The 21,973-nt window shown below is 69.4% G+C and carries 19 protein-coding genes; 13 read left to right on the top strand and 6 right to left on the bottom strand.

The genetic code is table 11. The annotated features are described in order from the left end of the window. The first annotated feature begins 75 nt into the window (after positions 1-75). From ACFQGL_RS10010 to ACFQGL_RS09990, 5 genes are all read left to right on the top strand, one after another. Positions 76-420, top strand: coding sequence for a hypothetical protein (locus ACFQGL_RS10010; RefSeq protein WP_377508842.1), 345 nt, complete (start codon positions 76-78; stop codon positions 418-420). A 276-nt stretch (positions 421-696) separates the two neighbouring features. Then, positions 697-1,764, top strand: coding sequence for a BMP family lipoprotein (locus tag ACFQGL_RS10005; protein WP_377509557.1), 1,068 nt, complete (start codon positions 697-699; stop codon positions 1,762-1,764). 95 nt (positions 1,765-1,859) lie between these two features. After that, positions 1,860-3,557, top strand: coding sequence for an ABC transporter ATP-binding protein (locus ACFQGL_RS10000; protein WP_377508839.1), 1,698 nt, complete (start codon positions 1,860-1,862; stop codon positions 3,555-3,557). Then, positions 3,554-4,915, top strand: a complete 1,362-nt coding sequence (locus tag ACFQGL_RS09995; RefSeq protein ID WP_377508836.1) for an ABC transporter permease — start codon at positions 3,554-3,556, stop codon at positions 4,913-4,915. Before ACFQGL_RS10000 ends, ACFQGL_RS09995 begins: the two co-directional genes overlap by 4 nt. A gap of 3 nt (positions 4,916-4,918) precedes the next feature. Then, a complete protein-coding gene (locus tag ACFQGL_RS09990) occupies positions 4,919-6,199 on the top strand; it encodes an ABC transporter permease (RefSeq protein WP_377508833.1) in 1,281 nt (426 codons plus the stop codon). Positions 6,200-6,293: 94 nt separating this feature from the next. Here ACFQGL_RS09990 and ACFQGL_RS09985 read toward each other — a convergent pair whose 3' ends face one another. The 4 genes from ACFQGL_RS09985 to ACFQGL_RS09970 form a co-directional block, all read right to left on the bottom strand. Beyond that, positions 6,294-7,127 carry an AfsR/SARP family transcriptional regulator gene (locus tag ACFQGL_RS09985; protein WP_377508830.1) on the bottom strand — a complete coding sequence of 278 codons (834 nt, stop codon included), beginning with the start codon at positions 7,125-7,127 and terminating at the stop codon, positions 6,294-6,296. A gap of 291 nt (positions 7,128-7,418) precedes the next feature. Beyond that, entirely contained in the window at positions 7,419-8,132 is a 714-nt protein-coding gene (locus ACFQGL_RS09980; RefSeq protein WP_377508827.1) for a hypothetical protein, read from the bottom strand. A gap of 38 nt (positions 8,133-8,170) precedes the next feature. Beyond that, the gene (locus ACFQGL_RS09975; RefSeq protein WP_377508824.1) at positions 8,171-8,578 is read right to left on the bottom strand and encodes a hypothetical protein; all 408 of its coding nucleotides are present in this window, start codon (positions 8,576-8,578) and stop codon (positions 8,171-8,173) included. A 16-nt stretch (positions 8,579-8,594) separates the two neighbouring features. Further along, positions 8,595-10,922, bottom strand: coding sequence for a glycoside hydrolase domain-containing protein (locus tag ACFQGL_RS09970; RefSeq protein ID WP_377508822.1), 2,328 nt, complete (start codon positions 10,920-10,922; stop codon positions 8,595-8,597). A 306-nt stretch (positions 10,923-11,228) separates the two neighbouring features. Here ACFQGL_RS09970 and ACFQGL_RS09965 point away from each other — a divergent pair, with 306 nt between their 5' ends. The 4 genes from ACFQGL_RS09965 (at position 11,229) to ACFQGL_RS09950 (ending at position 14,672) form a co-directional block, all read left to right on the top strand. Further along, a complete protein-coding gene (locus tag ACFQGL_RS09965; RefSeq protein WP_377508819.1) occupies positions 11,229-11,681 on the top strand; it encodes a hypothetical protein in 453 nt (150 codons plus the stop codon). A gap of 117 nt (positions 11,682-11,798) precedes the next feature. Next, positions 11,799-12,500: a cytidine deaminase gene (locus ACFQGL_RS09960; protein ID WP_377508816.1), complete on the top strand. Its 702-nt coding sequence runs from the start codon at positions 11,799-11,801 to the stop codon at positions 12,498-12,500. 98 nt (positions 12,501-12,598) lie between these two features. Beyond that, the gene (locus ACFQGL_RS09955; RefSeq protein WP_377508813.1) at positions 12,599-13,879 is read left to right on the top strand and encodes a thymidine phosphorylase; all 1,281 of its coding nucleotides are present in this window, start codon (positions 12,599-12,601) and stop codon (positions 13,877-13,879) included. 112 nt (positions 13,880-13,991) lie between these two features. After that, positions 13,992-14,672: a DUF4272 domain-containing protein gene (locus ACFQGL_RS09950; RefSeq protein ID WP_377508811.1), complete on the top strand. Its 681-nt coding sequence runs from the start codon at positions 13,992-13,994 to the stop codon at positions 14,670-14,672. Positions 14,673-14,674: 2 nt separating this feature from the next. Here ACFQGL_RS09950 and ACFQGL_RS09945 read toward each other — a convergent pair whose 3' ends face one another. Continuing rightward, complete coding sequence (locus tag ACFQGL_RS09945) at positions 14,675-15,562, bottom strand: putative RNA methyltransferase (protein ID WP_377508809.1); 888 nt, start codon at positions 15,560-15,562, stop codon at positions 14,675-14,677. A gap of 58 nt (positions 15,563-15,620) precedes the next feature. Here ACFQGL_RS09945 and ACFQGL_RS09940 point away from each other — a divergent pair, with 58 nt between their 5' ends. Then, on the top strand, positions 15,621-16,700 hold the full coding sequence (locus tag ACFQGL_RS09940; RefSeq protein ID WP_377508806.1) for an adenosine deaminase: 1,080 nt from the start codon (positions 15,621-15,623) through the stop codon (positions 16,698-16,700). 2 nt (positions 16,701-16,702) lie between these two features. Here the strand turns inward: ACFQGL_RS09940 and ACFQGL_RS09935 are convergent, their stop codons facing one another. Continuing rightward, positions 16,703-16,996, bottom strand: a complete 294-nt coding sequence (locus ACFQGL_RS09935) for a hypothetical protein (protein WP_354995475.1) — start codon at positions 16,994-16,996, stop codon at positions 16,703-16,705. Positions 16,997-17,498: 502 nt separating this feature from the next. Between ACFQGL_RS09935 and ACFQGL_RS09930 the strand changes: the two genes are divergently transcribed. From ACFQGL_RS09930 to ACFQGL_RS09920, 3 genes are all read left to right on the top strand, one after another. Then, complete coding sequence (locus ACFQGL_RS09930) at positions 17,499-21,092, top strand: nitrate- and nitrite sensing domain-containing protein (RefSeq protein WP_377508803.1); 3,594 nt, start codon at positions 17,499-17,501, stop codon at positions 21,090-21,092. Next, positions 21,089-21,493 carry a roadblock/LC7 domain-containing protein gene (locus ACFQGL_RS09925; RefSeq protein ID WP_007455462.1) on the top strand — a complete coding sequence of 135 codons (405 nt, stop codon included), beginning with the start codon at positions 21,089-21,091 and terminating at the stop codon, positions 21,491-21,493. The genes ACFQGL_RS09930 and ACFQGL_RS09925 overlap by 4 nt, the downstream gene beginning before the upstream one ends. A gap of 101 nt (positions 21,494-21,594) precedes the next feature. Continuing rightward, positions 21,595-21,972, top strand: a complete 378-nt coding sequence (locus ACFQGL_RS09920) for a DUF742 domain-containing protein (RefSeq protein WP_334628721.1) — start codon at positions 21,595-21,597, stop codon at positions 21,970-21,972. Position 21,973: the final 1 nt, after the last annotated feature.

Raw genomic sequence — 21,973 nt, 5'->3', positions numbered from 1 at the left:
CGCCCGGGTGGGCCCGACGCGCCGACCGCCGGACCCCCTACTACAAACTGTCGTTGATGGGAGAGGATGTGCGGCGTGGAAGCACTGCGGCTGATTCTCCTCTATGTCCATCTGATCGGCTTCGCCCTGCTGCTCGGCGGCTCGATCGCCCAACTCGTCAGCGGCCGGCTCCGGATCAACCCGGCCATGCTCTGGGGGGCCGTGATCCAGTTGCTGACCGGCCTCGGCCTCTCCGCGCCGCTGCGCGGCGACGGCGACGAGCCGGCACCGGCGAAACTTGTGACGAAGCTGGTGATCGCACTGCTGATCTTCGTCATGGTCTTCTTCTCCCGGAAGCGGGACGTGGTCAACCGTGGCCACTTCCTCGCAATCGTCGGTCTGACCCTGGTCAACGCGGCGGTGGCGGTCTTTTGGCGGTAACGTCCGGGGAGGGGGCCGCCCCTGGAAACCGGACGTTCGCCACGCCTCGGCGCTCGGTTAGCAGCACAAAGAGTGACTTGCCCCACCCAAGGGTTACACCCGGGTAACAGGCGCTCAACAGTCGTGCACGATTGTCGGCCGGTGGGTGGGCGCGGGCGTACGCTCCCGTCCGTAACGTGGGACAGCCGGCGGCACACCGCAAGTCGGCTGATGGGCTGCCACCGCACTAGGCGCGGTGTGCAATGGGAAGGAGACGTCTTGCGCTCGGTGCGTGGGATGCGGATCGCCTCGATCTTCGCGGTGGGTGGGCTCGCGCTCACCGCCGCCGCTTGTGGCGAGGCGCCCAAGGATGACAACAACGCTGGCAGCGGTGCCAAGAAGTACAGCGCCTGCATGGTGACCGACGTCGGCGGCATCGACGACAAGTCGTTCAACGCCTCGGCCTGGAAGGGCCTGGAGGAGGCCAAGGCCGCCAACGGCAACATCGACATCAAGTTCGTCGCGTCGAAGGCCGAGGCCGACTACGAGCCGAACCTGACGCAGTTCGTCAACCAGAAGTGCGACTTCATCCTGGCGGTCGGCGGCCTGATGGCCAACGCCACCTCGAAGATCGCCAAGGCGAACCCGAACCAGACGTTCGGCATCGTCGACGCCAACCCGGGTGACGCCAACGTCTACCCGATGCAGTTCGACACCGCGCAGGCCGCGTTCCAGGCCGGCTACCTGGCCGCCGGGCTGACCAAGACCGGCAAGGTGGGCACGTACGGCGCTGTGCCGATCCCGCCGGTGACCATCTTCATGGACGGCTTCGTCGACGGTGTGAAGTACTTCAACACCACCAAGGGCAAGAACGTCCAGGCGCTGGGCTGGAACAAGGACACCCAGAAGGGTTCCTTCACCAACGACTTCGCCAAGCAGGACGAGGGCAAGAAGGTCTCCGACGCGCTGGTCGCCCAGGGTGCGGACATCATCATGCCGGTCGCCGGCGGCTCTGGCCTCGGCACCACGGCCGCGGCCAAGGCCTCGGGCGGCAAGTACAACACCATCTGGGTGGACGTTGACGGCTGCGAGAGCACCCCGGACTGCTCCGCGATCGTGACCACCGTGGTCAAGAACATCCCGGAGGCCGTCAAGGAGGCCGTGATCAAGGCCGCCGGTGGCGAGAAGCTGCAGGCCAAGCCGGGCTTCGTCGGCACGCTGGCCAACACCGGCGTCTCGATCGCCCCGTACCACGACTTCGACGGCAAGGTTCCGGCCGAGCTGAAGACCGAGGTCGAGAAGATCAAGGCGGACATCGCCGCCGGCACGATCACCGTCACCTCGAAGGCCCAGCCGACCAAGTGACGACCGGTCGGCCCTTCCGGTGAGATCATCGGGGGGTCGGCGGGGGACAGGTACGACCGATCCGGCCGCTCCGGCACCGCGGGTGAGCACCCGTGGTGCCGGAGCGGCCGATCGCGCGCCACGGTGACCGGCCCGTTCCGGGCGGGTCGACCGGCAGCTACGCTGCACCATCGCTCGCACTCCAGGAGGTTGCGCTGAGACTCGAACTGCGCGGCATCACCAAGCGGTTCGGTGATCTGGTCGCCAACGACCACATCGACCTGACGGTGGAGCCTGGAGAGATTCACGCCCTGCTCGGCGAGAACGGCGCGGGCAAGTCGACCCTGATGAACGTGCTCTACGGGCTCTACCAGCCCGACGAGGGCGAGATCCTCATCGACGGTCAGCCGCTGAAGCTGAAGGGCCCGTCCGACGCGATCGGGGCCGGGATCGGCATGGTGCACCAGCACTTCATGCTGGTGCCGGTCTTCACCGTGGCCGAGAACATCATGCTCGGCGCCGAGCAGACCCGGGGCGGCATCGCCGGCTTCCTGGACCGGCGGCGAGCCCGGCGCGAGGTCACCGAGGTGTCCGAGCGGTACAACCTGCGGGTCGACCCGGACGCGGTGATCGAGGACCTGCCGGTCGGCGTCCAGCAGCGGGTCGAGATCGTCAAGGCGCTCACCCGGGACGTCGACCTGCTCATCCTGGACGAGCCCACCGCGGTGCTCACCCCGCAGGAGACCGAGGAACTGTTGACGGTCATGCGGTCGCTCAAGGCCGCCGGCAAGTCGATCGTCTTCATCACCCACAAGCTCGGCGAGGTCAAGGCGATCGCCGACCGGATCACCGTGATCCGGCGCGGCAAGACCGTCGGCACCGCTTCGCCGGGGGCCAGCCGGGACGAGTTGGCCGCGCTGATGGTGGGGCGCAGCGTCCGGCTCACCGTGGAAAAGGCCCCGGCGACGCCGGGCGAGCCGGTGCTGGAGGTGGCCGGGCTGGTCGTCGACGACGACCGGCAGGTGCGGGCCGTCGACGGTATCGACCTGACCGTACGCGCGGGCGAGGTGCTCGGCGTGGCGGGCGTACAGGGCAACGGTCAGACCGAGCTGATCGAGGCGATCATGGGCCTGCGCCCGGTGCTCGCCGGTACGGTCAGCCTGGTCGGCGACCGGATCGACGGCTGGACGACCAAGAAGGTGCTCCGTGCGGGCGTCGGCTACGTGCCCGAGGACCGCAGCGTGGACGGCGTGGTCAAGGAGTTCAGCGTCGCGGAGAACCTGGTGCTGGACATCTACGACCGGCCGCCGTTCGGCGCCGGGCTCGCGCTCAAGCCGGACGCGATCGCGACCTCGGCGAGGGAGCGGATCGAGCAGTTCGACGTGCGTACCCCGTCGGCGGACGCGCCGGTGGGCACCCTCTCCGGCGGCAACCAGCAGAAGGTGATCGTGGCCCGGGAGCTGTCCCGGCCGCTGAAGCTCTTCATCGCCGCCCAGCCGACCCGCGGCGTCGACGTCGGGTCCATCGAGTTCATCCACAGCCGGGTCATCCACGAGCGGGACATCGGCACCGCCGTCCTGGTGGTCTCCAGCGAACTCGACGAGGTGATCGGGCTCGCCGACCGGATCGCGGTCATGTACCGCGGGCGGATCATCGGCATCGTCGGCCCAGACACCCCGCGCGAGGAGATCGGCCTGCTGATGGCCGGTATCAGCCCGGACACGGCCCCCGAGACCGTCGCGGCACCCGCCGACGTCGAGCCCGACGAGGGCGCGGCGAGCGACGCAGGCTCCGCGAGCGAGGACGAGGAATGACCAACCCCAACCCGCAGTCGGGCTCGCCAGACAAGGAGCCGGCGAGCGAGGCGCAGGCCGCGCAGACCGCCCTCGGCAATACCGAACGGGCCGAGACAGCCACCACGCCGGCCACCGGGCCGGGCGGCTCGACGCCGGAGCCCGGCCTGGGGCGGCTGTTCCTGAACAACCTCTGGGCGGCCAACACCTTCACGGTGACCCTGCTGTCGCTGGTGCTGGCGATCGTGGTCGGCGCGGTGCTGATGATCATTTCTGATCCCGACGTGCTCTCCACCTATTCGTACATCACCTCCCGCCCGTCCGACGCGCTCAATTCCAGTTGGACGCTGGTGAGTGAGGCGTACGCGAACCTGTTCAAGGGCTCGATCTTCGACCCGGAGGCGTTCTCCGGCTGGCTGCACGGCAGCAACGGCTGGGAGGCCGTGCTCGCGCCGATCTCCGAGACGCTCACCTACACCGCGCCGCTGGTCTTCACCGGCCTGTCGGTGGCGCTGGCCTTCCGTGGCGGTCTGTTCAACATCGGTGCCCAGGGCCAGGCCACCATCGGTGTGATCCTGGCCGCGCTGGCCGGCTTCCTGCTGCCGCTGCCGCCCGGCCTGCACCTGCTGGTGGCGGTGCTGGCCGGCGCTCTGGGCGGGGCGCTCTGGGGCTTCATTCCGGGCATCCTCAAGGCCCGTGCCGGTGCCCACGAGGTGATCAACACGATCATGCTCAATTACGTCGGCACCTACTTCCTGACCTGGCTGATCGTGCAGAACGGTGTGCAGGACCCGAATCGCACCGACGCGATCAGCAGGCCGGTGGACACCTCCGCGCAGCTGCCCCGACTGCTCGGCGACAACCTGCGGGTGCACGCCGGCATCCTGCTCGCCGTGCTGGTCACCTGGGCGGTCGCCTGGCTGCTGAACCGCTCCACGCTCGGCTTCGAGCTGCGCGCGGTCGGCGCCAACCCGGACGCGGCCCGAACCGCCGGCATCAGCGTCACCCGGACGTACATTCTGATCATGGTTTTCGCCGGGATCCTGGCTGGCCTGGGCGGCTCGAACATGGTGCTCGGTTCCACCGCGAGCGCGCTGACGCCGCTGGTGGTGGCGCAGATCGGCTTCGACGGCATCCTGGTGGCGCTGCTCGGCCGGGTGAAGCCCTGGGGGGTCCTGCTGGCCGCGCTGCTGTTCGGCGCGCTGCAGGCCGGCGGCAACCGGATGCAGTCGTACTCGGGGATCTCGCTGGAGCTGGTCACCGTGCTCCAGGCGCTGATCGTCATCTTCATCGCCGCGCCGGCCCTGGTGAAGGCGATCTTCCAGCTCCGGGCCGCGCGGGCCGCCCGGTTGCAGACGAGCCTGGCGAAGGGCTGGTAACTCATGTCCACCATGGCTGTCCCGGATGTGGCGGTCGCCCCGGTCGACGAGGGCTTCTGGACCCGTAACCGCAAGGTCGGTCTGATGTTGCTGGCGCTCGGCCTGCTGGCGGCGGCCTTCTTCGGCGCGCTCGCCACCGATCAGCAGGCCCGGTTCACGCTCAGCGACGACGCGGCCGGTGCCGCGTTGGAGATCAACGGCACGATCGGTGCGATCCTGTTCGGGATCATCGCGATCGCCGCCGGCGCGGCGCTGCTCGCCGGTGTGCCGAAGCGGTGGTTCGTTCCCGTGCTCGGCGTCGGGCTGATCGCCTTCGTGCTCTCCTTCCTCTGCTGGCAGGTCTCCGCCGCGCCGACCGGGCAGAACTTCATGCCCCTGGTCAACATCATCCGGGGCACGTTCATCCTGGCGCTGCCACTGATCTTCGGTGCGCTGGCCGGGGTGCTCTGTGAGCGCTCCGGCGTGGTCAACGTGGCCATCGAGGGCCAGTTGTTGATGGGCGCGTTCAGCGGCGCGCTGTTCGGCAGCATCTCCGGCAACGTCTGGGTGGGCCTGGTCGCCGCCGCCATCGGTGGTGCGTTGATCTCGCTGCTGCTGGCCGTCTTCGCCATCCGCTACCTGGTCGACCAGGTCGTCATCGGCATCGTGCTGAACCTGCTCGCGGTCGGTGTCACCGGCTTCCTCTACGAGCGGCTGATGCAGACCGACGCGGCGAAATACAACAGCGCACCCCGCTTCGGCAACTGGGAGATTCCGCTGCTCCGGGACATCCCGGTGCTCGGGCCGGCGCTGTTCCGCGGCAACATCTTCCTCTACCTCGGCCTGCTCCTGGTGCTGGTGATCCACGTCGCGCTGTTCCGCACCCGGTGGGGACTGCGTACGCGGTCGGTCGGCGAGCACCCGACCGCCGCCGACACGCTCGGCGTGAAGGTGCTGCGGGTGCGCTACCGCAACGTGCTGCTGGCCGGTGTGGTCGCCGGCATCGGCGGCGCGTCGTACACCCTGGCGCTCTACTCGTTCACCAAGAACATGATCGGCGGCAAGGGCTTCATCGCGCTGGCCGCACTGATCTTCGGCCGGTGGAACCCGACCGGAGCGCTGCTCGCCGCGCTCTTCTTCGGCTTCGCCGACCAGCTCGCCACCTACCTGGGCGCGATCAACAGTGTGATCCCCAGCCAGTTCCTGGCCATGCTGCCCTACCTGGCGACGATCCTCGCGGTCGCCGGGCTGGTCGGTCGGGTCCGCGCACCGGCCGCCGACGGCAAGCCGTACATCAAGGGCTGACCGGAGATGGCTGGACACTCGCAGCCGACCGCCGCCCGGCCGACCGGCCGGGCGGCGTGTCAACCAACACCGCCGATGTTCGTGGTCGCGATTCCTAACGGCCGTCGTTGAGCAACAGGTAGACCGCGCGAATGTGGGAGATCGCCTCATCGAGGTGGCGTTGTAGCTCCGAGTCCTGCCTCGTCGCGACGGTGACGCTTCCTCGCATGCCCGCGAACGCCGACAGGTCGCTGTCGGTTCGTGCGTGCGCAGAAGGCGTACCGGCTGCCGGCTCGGTTCCTTGCAGCGCCAGCTGGATCCGCCGCTCCACGGCATGGGCGCTGGGCCCCGGTTGGCTGCCGAGATCGTCCGCCAGGCGTCTGGCGAAAGCACGGTAGCTGGCCAGTGCCTCTGGGGGGCGGCGGCCGAGCAGGAGTGCGTCGACCAGCAGAAGCATGTACCGCTCGTCGGTGGGGTGCAGTCCGGTCAGCCGCCGGAGATCGGCCACGGCGTCGTCGAGACGCCCAAGTCTGATCTTCGTTTGGATCAGCCGTTCGGTCGCCGTCGCCCGTAGCTCGTCGAGCCGGAGGGCGTGGGCTCGGAGTTCGACCGCGTCCAAGCCGTCGAGTGCCGGGCCCGTCCAGAGGGCGAGAGCACCGTGCAGAACTGCTGCCGCCGCCTCTGGCCTGTTCTCATCGAGATGTTCGGCGGCCGAGTGTAGATCCCGCTCGAAGCAGTGCGCGTCGATCTCGTACGGGTCGGCGTCGAGTTGGTAGCCCCGCCCACTCCGGTTGATGGTGGCGTCGTTCGCGCCGTTGTCGAGTGACCGGCGGAGCATCGAAACGCAGTTCTGCACCTGCTCCCGAGCGGTAGCGGGAGGATCGGCCTCCCAGACGGCGTCGACTAGTCGGTCGACGGAGACACCCCTGTTGACGTTGGCCACCAGCATCGCCGCCACCACTGTGGCGCGGCGTCCAGTGGCCTTGGGCGCGTCCCCAATACAGGGCGGGCCCAAGATCCTGAAACGCATGGTCGTTCCCCCGTTCGATGTACCAACCCGGCTGCAGCTGGGTTGGTGACATCCTGCGGATGGGCCTACAGGCTGTCAAGATCTGCTCTCGGGCATGAAACTGACACTCGGAGACCTGCGTTCTGAGGCGGGCTGAGCAGGAGAGAGGCGTGGCCGAGGTCGATCCGGCCACGCCCCACGCATCGACATCTGACGCTCGTAGCCGTAGACCTATGCCGATGCCCGCTGCCGATCCGCGAGGGTTGAAGCCGCCCGGCGGCGCGCCGGCGAGTAGACGTCGCCCGGCGTGCCCGCACCCTGCCCGGAAACGGCCTCCCAGGCTTGCAGCTTTCCGGACACATGGTTCAGGCGGCCGTCGCCGGGACGTACATCGATCTGGAAGTGCCCCTCCTGCGGCTGCGTCCGCTGGTCGCCACCCCAGCGGACGACACCCTCGCAGTCGGCGAGGATGTCTCGAACGATCGCCACCTCGTGCGCGAAGAGCCCATCCCGAGCTCCCGCCGGATAGCGGTCCGGCCAGAGGGCAACTGCGGTGCCGGAAAGGTAATTCGATTCGTACGGCGAGGAGATCCGACGATCCGTGCGGTGGCCGACGATCGCCTCCCTGGTCACCTCGCCGATCTCGTAGTGGAACCTGCGGACGACGTGCAGTAGAACCGTCCCGACCATGCCGGCCAACAGCGTGACCGACGCGTTCGAACCCTCCACCCGGTAGCGGCGGGTATCGGTCGAGCCGACCACCGGCCAACCATTCTGGGAGGTGGCGCGGCGCCAGGGCTGACCCGGGGACGCCGCGTCCGCCGGTGCGGCCAGTGCCGCGGTTGCGGGCAGGCCGGTGAGGGCGAGGGCACCCGTACCGGCCATTCCGGCGACGAGCAGGTGACGGCGGCGCCACCGGTTACCGAGAGTCTCAGGTTGGGTCATCTGTTCGTACTCCTGGTCTGGATGTCGGCGAGCGGGTGTCATGACCGAGGGGCGAAGCCCACACGGCGATGCCGCACAAGCTGGACCACCGCGATGAGCGCGCAGGTGAGCGCCCCGGTCAGGAGGATGACGATGAGGGGATTGACATAGCCGGGGACCATGTCGATGTCATCGGCACACTTGCGTTCGAGCGGCCAGTAGCTGGCGTGTCCGTACCTGCCGTCCCAGGTGCCGTAGCGCACGATGCAGGTCTCTCGGGGAGTGGCCCAATAGGTCAGGTGGACGAACCCGAACACGTACATCGCCGCGGCTGCGAGTGTCAGATAACCCGCCAGCCGCGTCGGCACGGGGGAGCGCGGCGTCAACCGCCGGGTCCACCGGTTCAGGTGACGCACGGCCAACACCCCGATGGGTGCGATGAGCAGGACGACCGCAATCGCGAGCACGCCGTTCCTTTCGGTCCTACCGCCGTGCCGCTCGTTCCCGAGCGGTCCTGGCGTCCTGGTTCACGAGGTTTTGAAGGGTATCCACGTAGCCCTGGAGGAAGGGGTTGAGCTTGCTCGCGGGCATGAGGTGTGGAGGCAGAGCGCCAGCGGTGGTCAGCTGTATGGCGGCGGTCCGGAGGCCGTCGGTCACGAGGTCGCCGGTGCCACACAGGAGCGTCCTGGCAGCGGTGGTCGCATCGGCGTTGGAGCCGTTGTAGCGCCTGGTGTGGAACTGTCGGAACCGGGTGAGATAGCCGGTGCCGCCCAGGTGACCGCGGAGCACAGCCTTCACGGTTGAACCTCCGCGCAGTGCCATCCCCAGAAGGTAGCCGTCGACATCTTCGATGAAGTCGCCGAAGCTGAAGGACGACTGGACGTTGATCTTCGCGAGCCGGTCCATACAGAAGGCGTAGCCGGAGGCGTACTCGTCCTCGTTGCGCCACCACTCGGCGTAGAACGTGGTCAGATCACCACCCCAGCCGCCGAAGTCGCCGCGCCACCCTGCGGAGCCGTTCGGGTTCAACCCGCCGCTGCCCTTCGCGTAGACCGCGCAGGCCGTCGCCGCCAGGTGATCAACGTTGATCTCGATCCCGTAGCCGGGGTCGATGAAGATCGGCTGACGCGGGGGAGTGTTCGCCTGCGCATAGGAGACCCAGTTCCGGTCCACGCCGGTGGTGTCGAGCAACGTGTTCCAGCCGCTCGTCTCACCGTCGTAGACGGGGTAGCGGAGGTAGTCGAGAACAAGACGGTTCGCATTGCCCCCTCCGTACGACGTCGCAACCGCCTGAAGCTGGTCGATGTAGGTGAGGAACTGTTCGATCGGTGTGCCCGTGGCGCCGACGTTCTCGGCGCCCACACCCGGGTCGCCGAACGGGCGGTGTACGTTGCGATCGAGGTCGAACGAGTCGCTACCCGTGGTGTAACGGAATTCCTTGATCTGGTTGAAGGACCAGTTGCCCGGCATCGAGAAGCCCAGGTTGCCGGAGAAGCCCCACGACATTCCCGAGACGAAGGAGTAACGGGCGTACGTCTCGTCGCTGACCCGCGAGCACACGTTACGTGATCCGTAGACGCCGGCGAGGTAGCGCTTGCCCTGGCTGGAGAGCGCCGCCTGCACTCCACGGAAATAGGGGATGATATTGCTCGTGATCTCCTCATCCGTGGCGTCGTAGTCCACCGCGAAGTAGATGACCGTGCCTCGGTTGAATCCATACCCGAGGGCTCGTGCGTGGGCCCGCTGGGCGTGATTGTAGCCCTGCGAGTAGGTGAAGTCCTCGATGCCTCGGCCGTCGTACTGGGAGATCGGGAACATGCGCATCCCGCCCCTGAATATCGCGTTCAGTTCGCCGGGCTGAATCTCCTTCTGAAGATCCTTCGGCTCGTCCTCGTCCAGATAGCGGCCCACCACGTAGTAGCCGGAACCCACAAGCGCGCGGGCCCGGGCCTCGCTGATGTGATAGCGCGTGTCGCAGGCACTCGCCGGCCGGTCCGGGTCACCGGTGGACACCAGCAGTTGGGCCCACGTCTGGTAATCACCACGGCCAGAGACGGTCAGCGCCGAGAATCGCTGGAACTCGTTGACGTAGGTGGTGAGTGCCGCGTCGAAGACGCTCTTGAAGCTGGTGTTGTACGAGCCGGTGCCGCTCACGACCACGCCGTTGAAGACGCATGCGGCGCTGAACAGTTGGACGAAGATCCCGGACGAACCCTGTGCGACGGGGTGATCCCGGAGCCCTTGCTGCGTGGCCGGCCCGAAATTACCGTTGGCCTGGTCCGGAGGGATGCCGACCTCGTACTGGATCGCTTTCATCAGGGCCTGTTGCACGTCCCGGGAGTAGTGCCCATCGCACGGTCCGATGAAGAACGTCGACTTGTTGAGGTAGCGGCCGTTCAGCCAGCGTTGGATATTGCGTACCTCGTCCCGGCCACCCGAGAGCAGCACGTAGGCGTCCATGGTGAGCAGTGACTTGAAGACCTTCGGCTGCACGTCCGTGTTGGAGGCGTCGAGACCAGCATGTGCCTTGAGTTGGGCGATCGCAGAGGCCGTCTCGACGCCGTACACCCCGTCGCCGTCACCGCCCCAGTAGCCCTTGCAGAAGAGCGCATGCTGCACGATGTTGACGATATTGCCATTGCTCGTGTCCGGGCCGATGTCCCCGAGGGCGGTGAGCCGCGACATCGTCGTGGGCCCGAAGGCATCCGAAAGCGCGGTGATGCCGAGTTCGTGCTGCAGCGCTCGGGTTAACGAGTACATGGTGGACCAGCCGGTCTGGCCGTTCTCCGGGCAGGGGTTGTAGTTCGGCACGGACCGGTAAGTCGAGTTAACCCATCTTTGGGCTTCTAGTACCTTGGCGTCTGCCATTGCCACCTGATTCCGGTCGCTGGAGTGAATGGTGGTCGCTGAGACAGTCCCGAAGGCTCACGGACGGAAGCGACTGCGCGGAACGTACGGAGCAGGCCCATCACCTGGCCATCGCTTTCCTATCGGCACGCCACGGTCACTGAGTGAGGGATCAGATGATCGAATGAGGGCCTTCTGATGGACGCTCTTCATAGCCTTCCGTCGACGTCAGGTCGATGTCAGCGGTATTTGGGAAGGATGTGAATTCCGATGCGTAATCGGCGTGTAGCCAGCGCGCTCGTTGGAATCGGGGCGCTGGTGGGCCTCGCCACGGTGGTGCTGCCGGCCAGCCCTGCCTCGGCGTCCTGCTCGACGGTTCAGTACGCCCACTACGAGGAATCCTCGACAAAGGGCTGGAAGTTGATGGGTGACGGTGCCTGCAGCGAGCGATGGGGGCGGCTGGTAGTCGACAGCACCTACCCGACCGCGCCCGGCTACGCCGTCATGGTGGAGCGTCAGATCAGGTCTCCGTACGGCTACTACACGCAGGCGACGTACACGGCGACCATGGGTAGCGGCGCCACCGGGACCAAGAACACGACTCACACCGCGAACAGCGCAGGCGAACTGGACCGCCACCGCGTCTGCTGGGACTACGCGCACTACAACGGGTCGGCATGGGTGCCGGACGGCAGTTGGGCCTGTTCCGGTTGGTACTACTGACAGTCACGACGTCGAGCGGCCGGCAGGAGCATTCCTGTCGGCCGCTCGACGTTGGTCGTGCCGGCAAAGTCGTCGCCTCGTCGCAGTTCACCTGACAGATGAGGCAAGATTGGGGCCATGGAGATCGACTGGGCGCGGTTGCGCGCCGCCGCCACCGACGCGATGCGGCACGCGTACGCGCCGTACTCGACGTTCCCGGTCGGCGCGGCCGCACTGGTCGACGACGGCCGCGTGGTGGTCGGCTGCAACGTGGAGAACGCCGCGTACGGGGTGACCCTCTGCGCCGAGTGCGGAGTGGTCTCCAGCCTGCACGCCACCGGCGGTGGCCGGCTCGTCGCACTCTCCTGCGTCGACGCCACGGGTGAGCCGCTGATGCCGTGCGGCCGGTGCCGGCAACTGCTCTGGGAGCACGGCGGGCCGGAGTGCCTGATCGAGACCCGGACCCAACCGCTGCGGATGGCCGAGCTGCTGCCGCACGCCTTCGGCGTGGAGGACCTGGAGGCGGTGACCGGCGAGACACCGGTCCCGGTGGTCCCGGAACGGCTGGCCGCGTGGCGCGGGCGGGGCACGGTCTTCGTGCACCCGGACATGTCCGACGGGCAGCAGGTCTGGACGGCGTACTGGGAGCGGTCGGCCGGGGACGACGCGGGCGCCGAGACCGGCGTGCTGGAGGAGGGCCCGAGCTGGGACGACCCGGCGGAGGCGATCACCTGGGGCCTGGCCCGTACGCCGCGTGTGGTGGTGGTCGACGCGACCGGCACCATCTTCTGGGCTGGCGAGGGTGAGCCGCCGTTGGAGATCCCGGTCCGCTGGGGTTGAGTGGTTGCGCTCTGGGGCCGGGGACGACCGTGCCCGGCTCCGGGCGGTCGGTCACGGCGGCGGGTCGGATCTGCAGATGACTAGGAAGATCTTTCTTGATGAGTGCTTTTGCTGCTGTTGACGTGATTCGGGTCAAGCGCGACGGGGGTGTGCTGTCGGACGCGCAGATCGACTGGGTGGTGGACGCGTACACCCGGGGGGTGGTCGCCGACGAGCAGATGTCCGCGCTGGCCATGGCGATCCTGCTGAACGGCATGACCGGGCCGGAGATCGCCCGGTGGACCGCCGCGATGATCGCCAGCGGTGAGCGGCTGGACCTCTCGGCGGTACGCCGGCCGACGGTCGACAAGCATTCCACCGGCGGTGTCGGCGACAAGATCACTCTGCCGCTCACCCCGCTGGTGGCGGCCTGCGGCGCGGCCGTACCGCAGCTGAGCGGACGCGGTCTCGGGCACACCGGCGGCACTTTGGACAAGTTGGAGTCGGTCCCGGGCTGGCGGGCCACGGTGAGCAACGACGAGTTCATCGCCCAGCTCGACGACGTCGGCGCGGTGATCTGCGCCGCCGGAGCGGGGCTCGCACCAGCCGACCGCAAGCTGTACGCGCTGCGCGACGTGACCGGCACCGTGGAGGCGATCCCGCTGATCGCCAGCTCGATCATGAGCAAGAAGATCGCCGAGGGCACCGGGGCGCTGGTCCTCGACGTCAAGGTCGGCTCGGGCGCCTTCATGAAGTCCGTCGACCAGGCCCGCGAGCTGGCCCGCACCATGGTCGAGCTGGGCGGCGCGCACGGCGTACGGACGGTCGCTCTGCTCACCGACATGTCCACCCCGCTCGGCCTGGCGATCGGCAACGCGGTCGAGGTGACCGAGTCGGTCGAGGTGCTGGCCGGTGGTGGGCCGGCCGACGTGGTGGAGCTGACGCTGGCCCTGGCCCGGGAGATGCTCGACGCCGCCGGTCTGCCGGACGCCGACCCGGCGGCCGCGCTGCGCGACGGCCGGGCGATGGACTCCTGGCGGGCGATGATCAGGGCGCAGGGCGGCGATCCGGACGCGCCGATGCCGACCGCGGGTGAGGTGGAGGTGGTCCGGGCCGAGCAGGACGGGTACGTGGCGGCCGTCGACGCGTACGCCATGGGGGTTGCGGCCTGGCGGCTCGGCGCGGGTCGGGCCCGCAAGGAGGACCCGGTCAGCGTGCCGGCCGGGGTGCTCCTGCACAAGCGGCCGGGCGATGCGGTGCGTGCCGGCGACGCCCTCTACGAGCTGCGTGCCGAGGACCCGGCGCGGATTCCGGCTGCGCTGGCGGAGGCCGCCCGTGCGGTGCGGATCGCGCCGACCGCGCCGGCGGCGACGCCGCTGGTCATCGAGCGGATCGGCTGACCCGGCGGGGGCATCGGGGTGGCATGGTGCTGCTCACCTGAGACCGCTATTCTCCCAGGCCAAGGGGGGACAGCCGGCCTTGAGCCGTCGCGAGCAGACAGGAAGACCCGCCGTGACCGTACCTGCACCGAACCCCCGTGAGGTGCGCGAGGCGAGCCTGGACGAGCTGTCCCGGCTGGGCCTGCCGTTGCCTCCGGCGCAGTTTCCGCTCGTCTGGGAGCCGGGTGATGTGATCGACCTGCGCCCCACGGCGGAGATCGAGGCACGGATCGCCGTGTTGCACCTGATCCTGGCCCGCTGCTTCGGAATGCCCCCACAGGCGGCGATGAGCTGGCTGCTCGGGTCGCACCTGGTCGAGATGGTCACCCCGCCGGAGTGGCAGTTCGTGATGGGCGGCAAGGGCGACCACCGGTCGTTCGTGCTGCACCACGACGCGCTCTTCGCGCTGGCCTGGGTGCTCGGGCTGAGCAAGCAGCTCGACCCGACCCTCGCCGTGGACGAGCGGCTGGTCGAGCGGCTGCCGCACATCGCCGAGGGGGAGACGTTTCCGCGTTGGCGGTCGCGGATCCTCGCCGCGCCGCAGCACCCCGCCGACGCGGCGGCCATGCTCGACCTGCACTACTGCCTGGACTGGGCCTACCTGGAGACCGAGCGGGGCGGGCGTTCGCTGCCGGGGCTCATCGACGCGAACGCGATCGGTCAGCGGCGTTGGGCGCTGGAGTGGGCGGTGATCCTGCGCGGGCCGTACCACGACGAGCCGCCGGGCTGGGAAGAGGTCGACCTCTCCACCTGACCTCAGCGGGGTCGGTAGGAGTCCAGTCGTATCGCCGCGGTCACCCGGACCGGCTCCGGCAACGCGGCCAGCCGGGCGCCGAGTGCGGCCGGCTCGGTGTGCCAGGCGCTGGGGCCCATCCCGACCAGGGTGGCCGCCTCCGTCCGGGTCAGCGTCAACTCCGTGCGGTGTTCCGCCGAGCTGATCGGGGTGAAGTGCCCGCCCAGGCTGCCGGACACCCGGTCGGCCTTGTCCGGGGCCACCCGCAGCAGGTCGAGGGCGCCCACCAGTTCGCCGAGATGGTCGACGGCGGGAGTGACGACCAGCAGCGTCCCGGCCGGGTCGAGGACCCGGTGGAACTCCGGGCCGTTGCGCGGGGCGAACACGTTCAGCAGCACGGCGGTCGAGGCGTCGGCGAGCGGCAGCTGCTGCCAGGTGTCGGCGAGCGCGGCGGCCGCCCGGGGATGCGCCCGGGCCGCGCGGCGCAGCGCCGGCTTGGACACGTCCAGGGCCAGACCCACCGCGTCCGGCAGCGCCGCCAGCACCGCGCCGAGGTACCGGCCGGTGCCGGCGCCGGCATCCACCACCAGGGGGTACGCGTCGACGGATGTGGCAGGTCCCCGGGTTGTCGTACGGATCCGGGCGATGGCCTCGGTCGCGGCTTCAACGAGGGCGGTCGACACGAGATCGTAGTGCCCGGCGGCGAGGAAGTCCGCCCGCGCGGCCACCATCTCGGCGCTGTCGCCGACGTGCGGGGCGCGCCCGGCGAGCAGGTTGACGTACCCCTGCCGGGCGATGTCGAAGCTGTGCCGGCGGGGGCAGCGCAGCGCGCGGGCGGTGTCGGCGTTGGTCTCGGCCAGCGGCTCGCCGCAGACCGGGCAGCGCAGCCGGTCGACGACGTGCGAATCCACGTCCCGAGCCTAGCCGGGTCCCAGTACCGATCCTGAGGCCGCTGACTAGGGTCTGAGCATGGCCGCAACTATCCGGTACGAGGACATCGTCAAGGTCCCGAAGGCGCTGCTGCACGACCACCTCGACGGCGGGCTGCGGCCGGCGACGATCGTCGAGCTGGCCGCGGAGGTGGGTCACGAACTGCCGACCACCGACCCGGACGCGCTCGGGCGCTGGTTCGTGGACGCGGCCGACTCCGGCTCGCTGGAGCGCTACCTGGAGACCTTCGCGCACACCGTGGCGGTCATGCAGACCGGGCCGGCGCTGCGCCGGGTCGCCCGCGAGTGCGCACTGGACCTGGCCGCCGACGGGGTGGTCTACGCCGAGGTGCGCTTCGCCCCGGAACAGCACCTGGAACGGGACCTGAGCCTGGACGAGGTGGTCGAGGCGGTGCTGGCCGGGTTCGCCGAGGGCACCGCCCAGGCCGTCGAGGCGGGTCTCAGCATTCGGGTGGGCACCCTGCTCACCGCGATGCGGCACGCGGCCCGCTCGCAGGAGATCGCCGAGCTGGCGGTGCGGCACCGGGACGCGGGGGTGGTCGGTTTCGACATCGCCGGCGCCGAGGCGGGCTTCCCGCCCACCCGGCACCTGGACGCCTTCGAATACCTCCAGCGGGAGAACTTCCACTTCACCATCCACGCGGGCGAGGCGTTCGGTCTGCCGTCGATCTGGCAGGCGATCCAGTGGTGCGGCGCGGACCGGCTCGGCCACGGCGTACGGATTGTGGACGACATCACTCCCGGCGGGACGCCGGTGCTCGGCCGGTTGGCCGCGTACGTCCGGGACAAGCGGATCCCACTGGAGCTGTGCCCGTCCTCGAACGTGCAGACCGGCGCGGTCGACTCGATCGCGGACCACCCGATCGGCCTGCTGCGGGACCTGCGCTTCCGGGTCACCGTCAACACGGACAACCGGCTGATGAGCGGCACGTCGATGTCCCGGGAGATGGCCCTGCTGGTGGAGACGTTTGGCTACGGCTGGCGGGAGTTGCAGTGGTTCACCATCAACGCGATGAAGAGCGCCTTCATCCCGTTCGACGAGCGGCTGCGGATCATCGACGAGGTGATCAAGCCGGCGTACGCCAAGCTGCTGACCTGAGGTCAGCCGTGCGGGTGGCCGGCGAGCAGGCCGGCCACCCGGCGCAGCACCTCCCGGGCACGGGCCGCCTCGGCGCCCAGCCCGGTCTGCCGGCGCAGCACCGCGGGCTCGGCCCGTAGCAGCGCCACCCCGCGCTGGACCAGCACCCGGGGCGCCTTGCGCTGCTCGGCCAGATCGCGGGCCAGCCGGCGCAGGAAGGTCGCTCCGCGCGGCCGACGCAGCGCGTACGCCCCGGCGAGCAGCCCCCGCCGACGGCACTCCTCGACGATCTCGGCGGCGAAGATCCCTTCGGCCACGAAAAGTGGCGATCCGGTGAGATCAAATGGCCGGGTGGCCACCCGTCGATCTGCGCCGATCGCATAAACCGGCACTTCGGCTCGACCTTCACGAGCCAGTTGGGCAATCGTTTCCACCGCAGTCAGTGCGTCCCACGACTCGGGCGATTCCCAGTCCACCTGGCCGTTTCGTAGCGGCAACGTAGGGTCATCACCGTCTTTGTAGAAGTCGTCCAGGCAGAGCACCGGCAAGCCGGTTTGCTGTGCTATGTACGACTTTCCGGAGCCAGAAGGGCCAGCGAGCAGGACAACGCGGTGCGGATGTTTCATTACCTTCAGTTACTCCGGCCAGACGGACTGCTATCAAATCGCATTAACATCTCATCACACCTTCGGTCGGTGACAACCTGGGCTTTCTTCTTGCCGGGCGGCGTGATGGAATCTCGGGGGTCCGACCCGCCGGGTCGGTCGCTGGGCGTTGCCCGGGGCAACGCGTTCAAGCTGTAATCGCGAGGGCGGTGACGTGAGCAAACGGCCAAAGACGGCGGGCTCCTTCCTGTCGCGGCTGCGCCGGCCGGCCAGCCGGCTCGGGGACATGCCGATCTGGTCCAAGCTCGGTCTCATCATGATCGTGCCGACCATCGCCACGATCGTGGTGGGCACAAGTGGTCTGATCGATCACCTGGAGACACTCAACAATGCCAACCGGGCCGGCGACCTGGCCAACCTGTCGAGCTACTCGGGTGACCTGGTCGACACGCTGCAGGACGAGCGGACCACCGCCGTGCTGCTGCTGGGTGCCAGCGGGACGCAGCCGACGGCGCAGTACCAGGAGGCCTACAGCCGGGTCAACTCCCGGGTCGACCAGGCGAAGGCTCCCTACCTGGAGCAGCGGGCCGAGATCGAGGACCTGCCGGGCAGCCTGAGGGGCATGCTCGACGGGATCGACCAGAACCTGAAGGATCTGCCGGGCATCCGCAGCCAGGTCTACAACGGCAAGCTCGCGCTCACCGAGACCATCCAGGCGTACGAGGGTCTGATCAGCGACCTGCTCGCCATCCGTGACTCCGCCACCCAGCTCGCCGGTGACAACGACCTGAGCGACCGGATGCGCGCCGCCGCGGCGGTCGCCCGGGAGAAGGAGTTCCTCTCCGCACGCCGGGTCGTCGTGCACCGTGCGCTGGGTGTGAAGGGCGGTCAGCGGCTGACTCCGGCGCTGCGCACCGACTACATCGCCAGCGGCACCGGCCAGCAGCAGGCGCTGCAGAGCTTCAAGGCCGTCGCGAGCCCGGACGAGGCGAAGTTCCACGACCAGACGGTCGCCGGCGGTGACCGCCGGGAGGCGCAGAACTACACCGGCTGGATCGACGGCAACACCACCGGCGACATGCGTGGCGCACCGTTCGGCCCGGACCAGTGGGAAAGCGCCATGACGGCCAACGCCAAGCTGATCCGCAACGTCGAGACGAAGCTCGACGGCGATGTGGTCGCCGAGGCCGACAACCTGCGCTCGGACGTGCAGCGACAGGTCTTCCTGGAGACCGGCCTGCTGCTCAGCATGCTGCTGCTGTCCATCCTCTTCGCGTACCTGGTCGCCCGCTCGATGGCCCGCTCGCTGCGTGAGCTTCGGCAGGGTGCCCTCTCCGTCGCCCAGTACGGCCTGCCGCAGGCGGTTGCCCGACTTCGGGACCCGCAGGTCGTCGGGCAGCTCTCCCCGGTGCAGCTGGCCAACCAGATCGCCGAGCCGCTGCCGGTCCGCAGCAAGGACGAGTTCGGTCAGGTGACCGAGGCGTTCAACGCCGTCCACCTGGAAGCCGTCCGCACGGCGGCCGAGCAGGCGGCACTGCGTGCCTCCGTCGCGACCATGTTCGTCAACCTGGCCCGCCGTTCGCAGATCCTGGTCGACCGCCTCATCGGGCACCTCGACCGGTTGGAACGCGGCGAGGAGGACCCGGACCGCCTGGCCGAGCTGTTCCAGCTCGACCACCTGGCCACCCGAATGCGCCGCAACGACGAGAACCTGCTGGTGCTCGCCGGCGCCGACTCGACCCGCGTGCAGCGCGAGCCGGCCGCTCTCATCGACGTGCTGCGTGCCGCGCAGTCCGAGGTCGAGCACTACACCCGGATCGAGTTCGGGGTCATCGACCGCGACATCGAGGTCGCCGCGCACGCGGTCAACGACCTGGTGCACCTCGTCGCCGAGCTGTTCGACAACGCGACCGCGTTCTCGCCGCCGGATTCGCAGGTGATGGTCGAGGCCCGCCGGGTCGGCGACCGCGCCTCGCTCTACGTCGAGGACCGCGGCATCGGCATCAGCGGTGAGCAGCTGCACGAGCTCAACGAGAAGCTGGCCACGCCGCCGCAGGTGGACGTGGCGGTGTCCCGGATGATGGGCCTGGTCGTGGTCGCCCGTCTGGCGTCCCGGCACGGGGTCCGCGTCGAGCTTCGCCCCGGCGGTGACCGTGGCACGGTCGCCGACGTGACGCTGCCGACCGCGGTGCTGGTGCCCCGGGCGCTCTCCGGCCGGGTGCAGCAGCCGCCGGCTCTGCCGGCCGCCAGCGGCCCGCAGCAGGGTGGCCCCGCGCCGGCCTTCGGTGCGCTGCCCGCCCTCGGCAACGTTCCCCGCCCGAGCGAGTCCGGCAACCAGGTCACCCTGGGCGGTCGCCCGTTCGATCCGGCGAGCCGCAACGGCTCCGGCACCCCCGCCACCGCTGGCGGATACCGCTCGATGCCGGCCTGGTCCGACCTCACCGGCGCGGCCCCGACGAACGGGGTCAACGGCGGCGACGGGTTCACCCCGCGGTCGGCCAACGGTCAGCAGATCGACCCGCTGCCGCAGCGCCGGTCCGGTGACGATCCGGGTGCCACCGGTCAGCAGCCGACCATCCCGCGCCAGCTGCCCAGCAGCCCGGAGACGCGCCCGTACTCGGCGCCCCCGATCTCCGCGCAGCCCTACTCCGGTGCGCCGGTCTCCGCCTCGCCGGCCTCCGGCCAGCCGTACTCGGGGCAGCCCTACTCGGGTGTGCCGTACGCCGGTCCGCCGGTCTCGGCGGCCCCGGCCTCGGGTCAGCCGTACGGCGTTCCGCCGGTCTCGGCCGCTCCGGCCTCGGGTCAGCCGTACTCGGCGCCGCCGGCCTCCGGGCAGCCATACTCGGCCCCGCCCGCGACCGGCTCGTTCAGCGGCTTCGCGCCCCGGTCCGCCCCGCCCGCGTCGACGTCCGGCGCTGGCGCACCGCCGGCCTGGCCGCCGGTGCCCGGCGGTGAGCGGGAGACGGCGACTCCGCCGGTGCCCGAGCGGCTCGCTGCCGCCCTGGACATGACGACGGAGCTGCCGCGGGTGCCACGACCCGGCGAGCAGCCGGCCGCGGTACCCCAGCCGCCGGCACCGACCCCGGCACCCGCGCCCCAGGCGCAGAGCCGGCCGGCGCCGCAGCAGCCGCAGCCCCAGAACCGGCAGCGGTACGCGGACGAGACCATGGAGCTGCCGATCTTCCGGGAGCTCGAGTCGGCCTGGTTCCGTACCCGGCGGCCGGGTTCCGAGGAGACCGCAGCCAACGCCCAGCCGGCGACGAACGGCGGCAGCGCGACCCAGCAATTCGCCACGGTCGACGCGAGCGGTCGGGCGGGCCAGAAGACACCACCCGGGACGACAGGTAACACACCGATGGCAGACACTCCGACGGCCGGAGGAGCGCCGCGGGACAACGGGTCGACAGCGAACGCGGGCGCTCGCCCGAGCCTCGCTGAGAGCCTGCCGAACCGCCGGCCCCAACCGCAGACCAACGGCTGGGAGACCGCTGCCGACGACGGCTGGCGGGCTGCCTCGGCGGCGGCCAGCGCGGCACCGGTGAACGAGACCACCACGACCGGTCTGCCGAAGCGCAAGCCGATGGCGCAGCTGGTGCCGGGCGCGGTGGAGAAGCCCACCATCTCGTCCCAGCGCCGCACCCCGGAGGCGGTCCGTGGCCTGCTCTCGGCCTACCACCGGGGCGTGCAGCGGGGGCGTAACACCTCGGACAACCCGACCAGCCCGGAGGCGACTCCGGGAGGGCAGCAATCCTCGCAGTCTGGCTCAGGCCCGGTGGCCGGGAGCGGGCAGAAGGAGCAAGAAGGATGACAACTACGCAGGATCTTGGTTGGCTGCTGGCCAACTTCGCCGACCGGGTGCCCGGTGTCGCGCATGCGGTCGCCGTCTCGGCGGACGGCCTGCTCCTCGCGTCGTCACGGGATCTGCCACGGGACCGCGCTGACCAGCTCGCCGCGATCGCGTCGGGTCTGGTCAGCCTGACCCAGGGTGCGGCCCGCTGCTTCGAGGGAGGCGCGGTGTTGCAGACCGTCGTGGAGATGGACAATGGCTTCCTGTTCCTGATGTCCATCTCGGACGGCTCGTCCTTTGCCGTGCTGGCCGCCCGCAGCTCCGACGTCGGGCAGGTTGGTTACGAGATGGCACTACTGGTCGACCGGGTGGGCGACGCGTTGACCCCGCAGCCGCGTGCGGCTGCGGGAATGCTGGGCTGACGCCTCGCCGATCTTGAGGTCGGCGCAACTGCAACAACGACAACAACGACGGGCTTCACCGGTGGGAGCCGGTAACGGGTGCGAAGGAGGTGAGCGGCGACATGGCCGATCGTGACGAACCGACCGGAGCGTTGGTCCGTCCATACGCCGTGACCCGCGGTCGTACCCGTCCCCGGCTCGACATCGCGCTGGAGGCGCTCGTCGAGACGACGGTGCGCGGCCGGGCCGTTGCCAATGGCAACAGCGGCCAGGGTCGTGAACACCAGTACATCGCCGCGCTGTGTGACGGACGTGTGCAGTCGCTCGCCGAGATCGCGGCGCGGATGCAGCTCCCACTTGGTGTGGCCCGGGTGCTCATCGCCGACATGGCGACGGACGGCCTGGTCGCGGTCCACGAGCCGACCATTTTGGACGACTCCGATGACGCGGTGGGCACTGAACTGCTGGAGAGGGTGCTGAGTGGACTTCGCAGGCTCTGAC

Source organism: Micromonospora vulcania, assembly GCF_042658605.1.
Classification (GTDB): domain Bacteria; phylum Actinomycetota; class Actinomycetes; order Mycobacteriales; family Micromonosporaceae; genus Micromonospora; species Micromonospora vulcania.
Note: the sequence above shows the minus strand (reverse complement) of the source record. Positions and strands in the feature narration are given on the sequence as shown.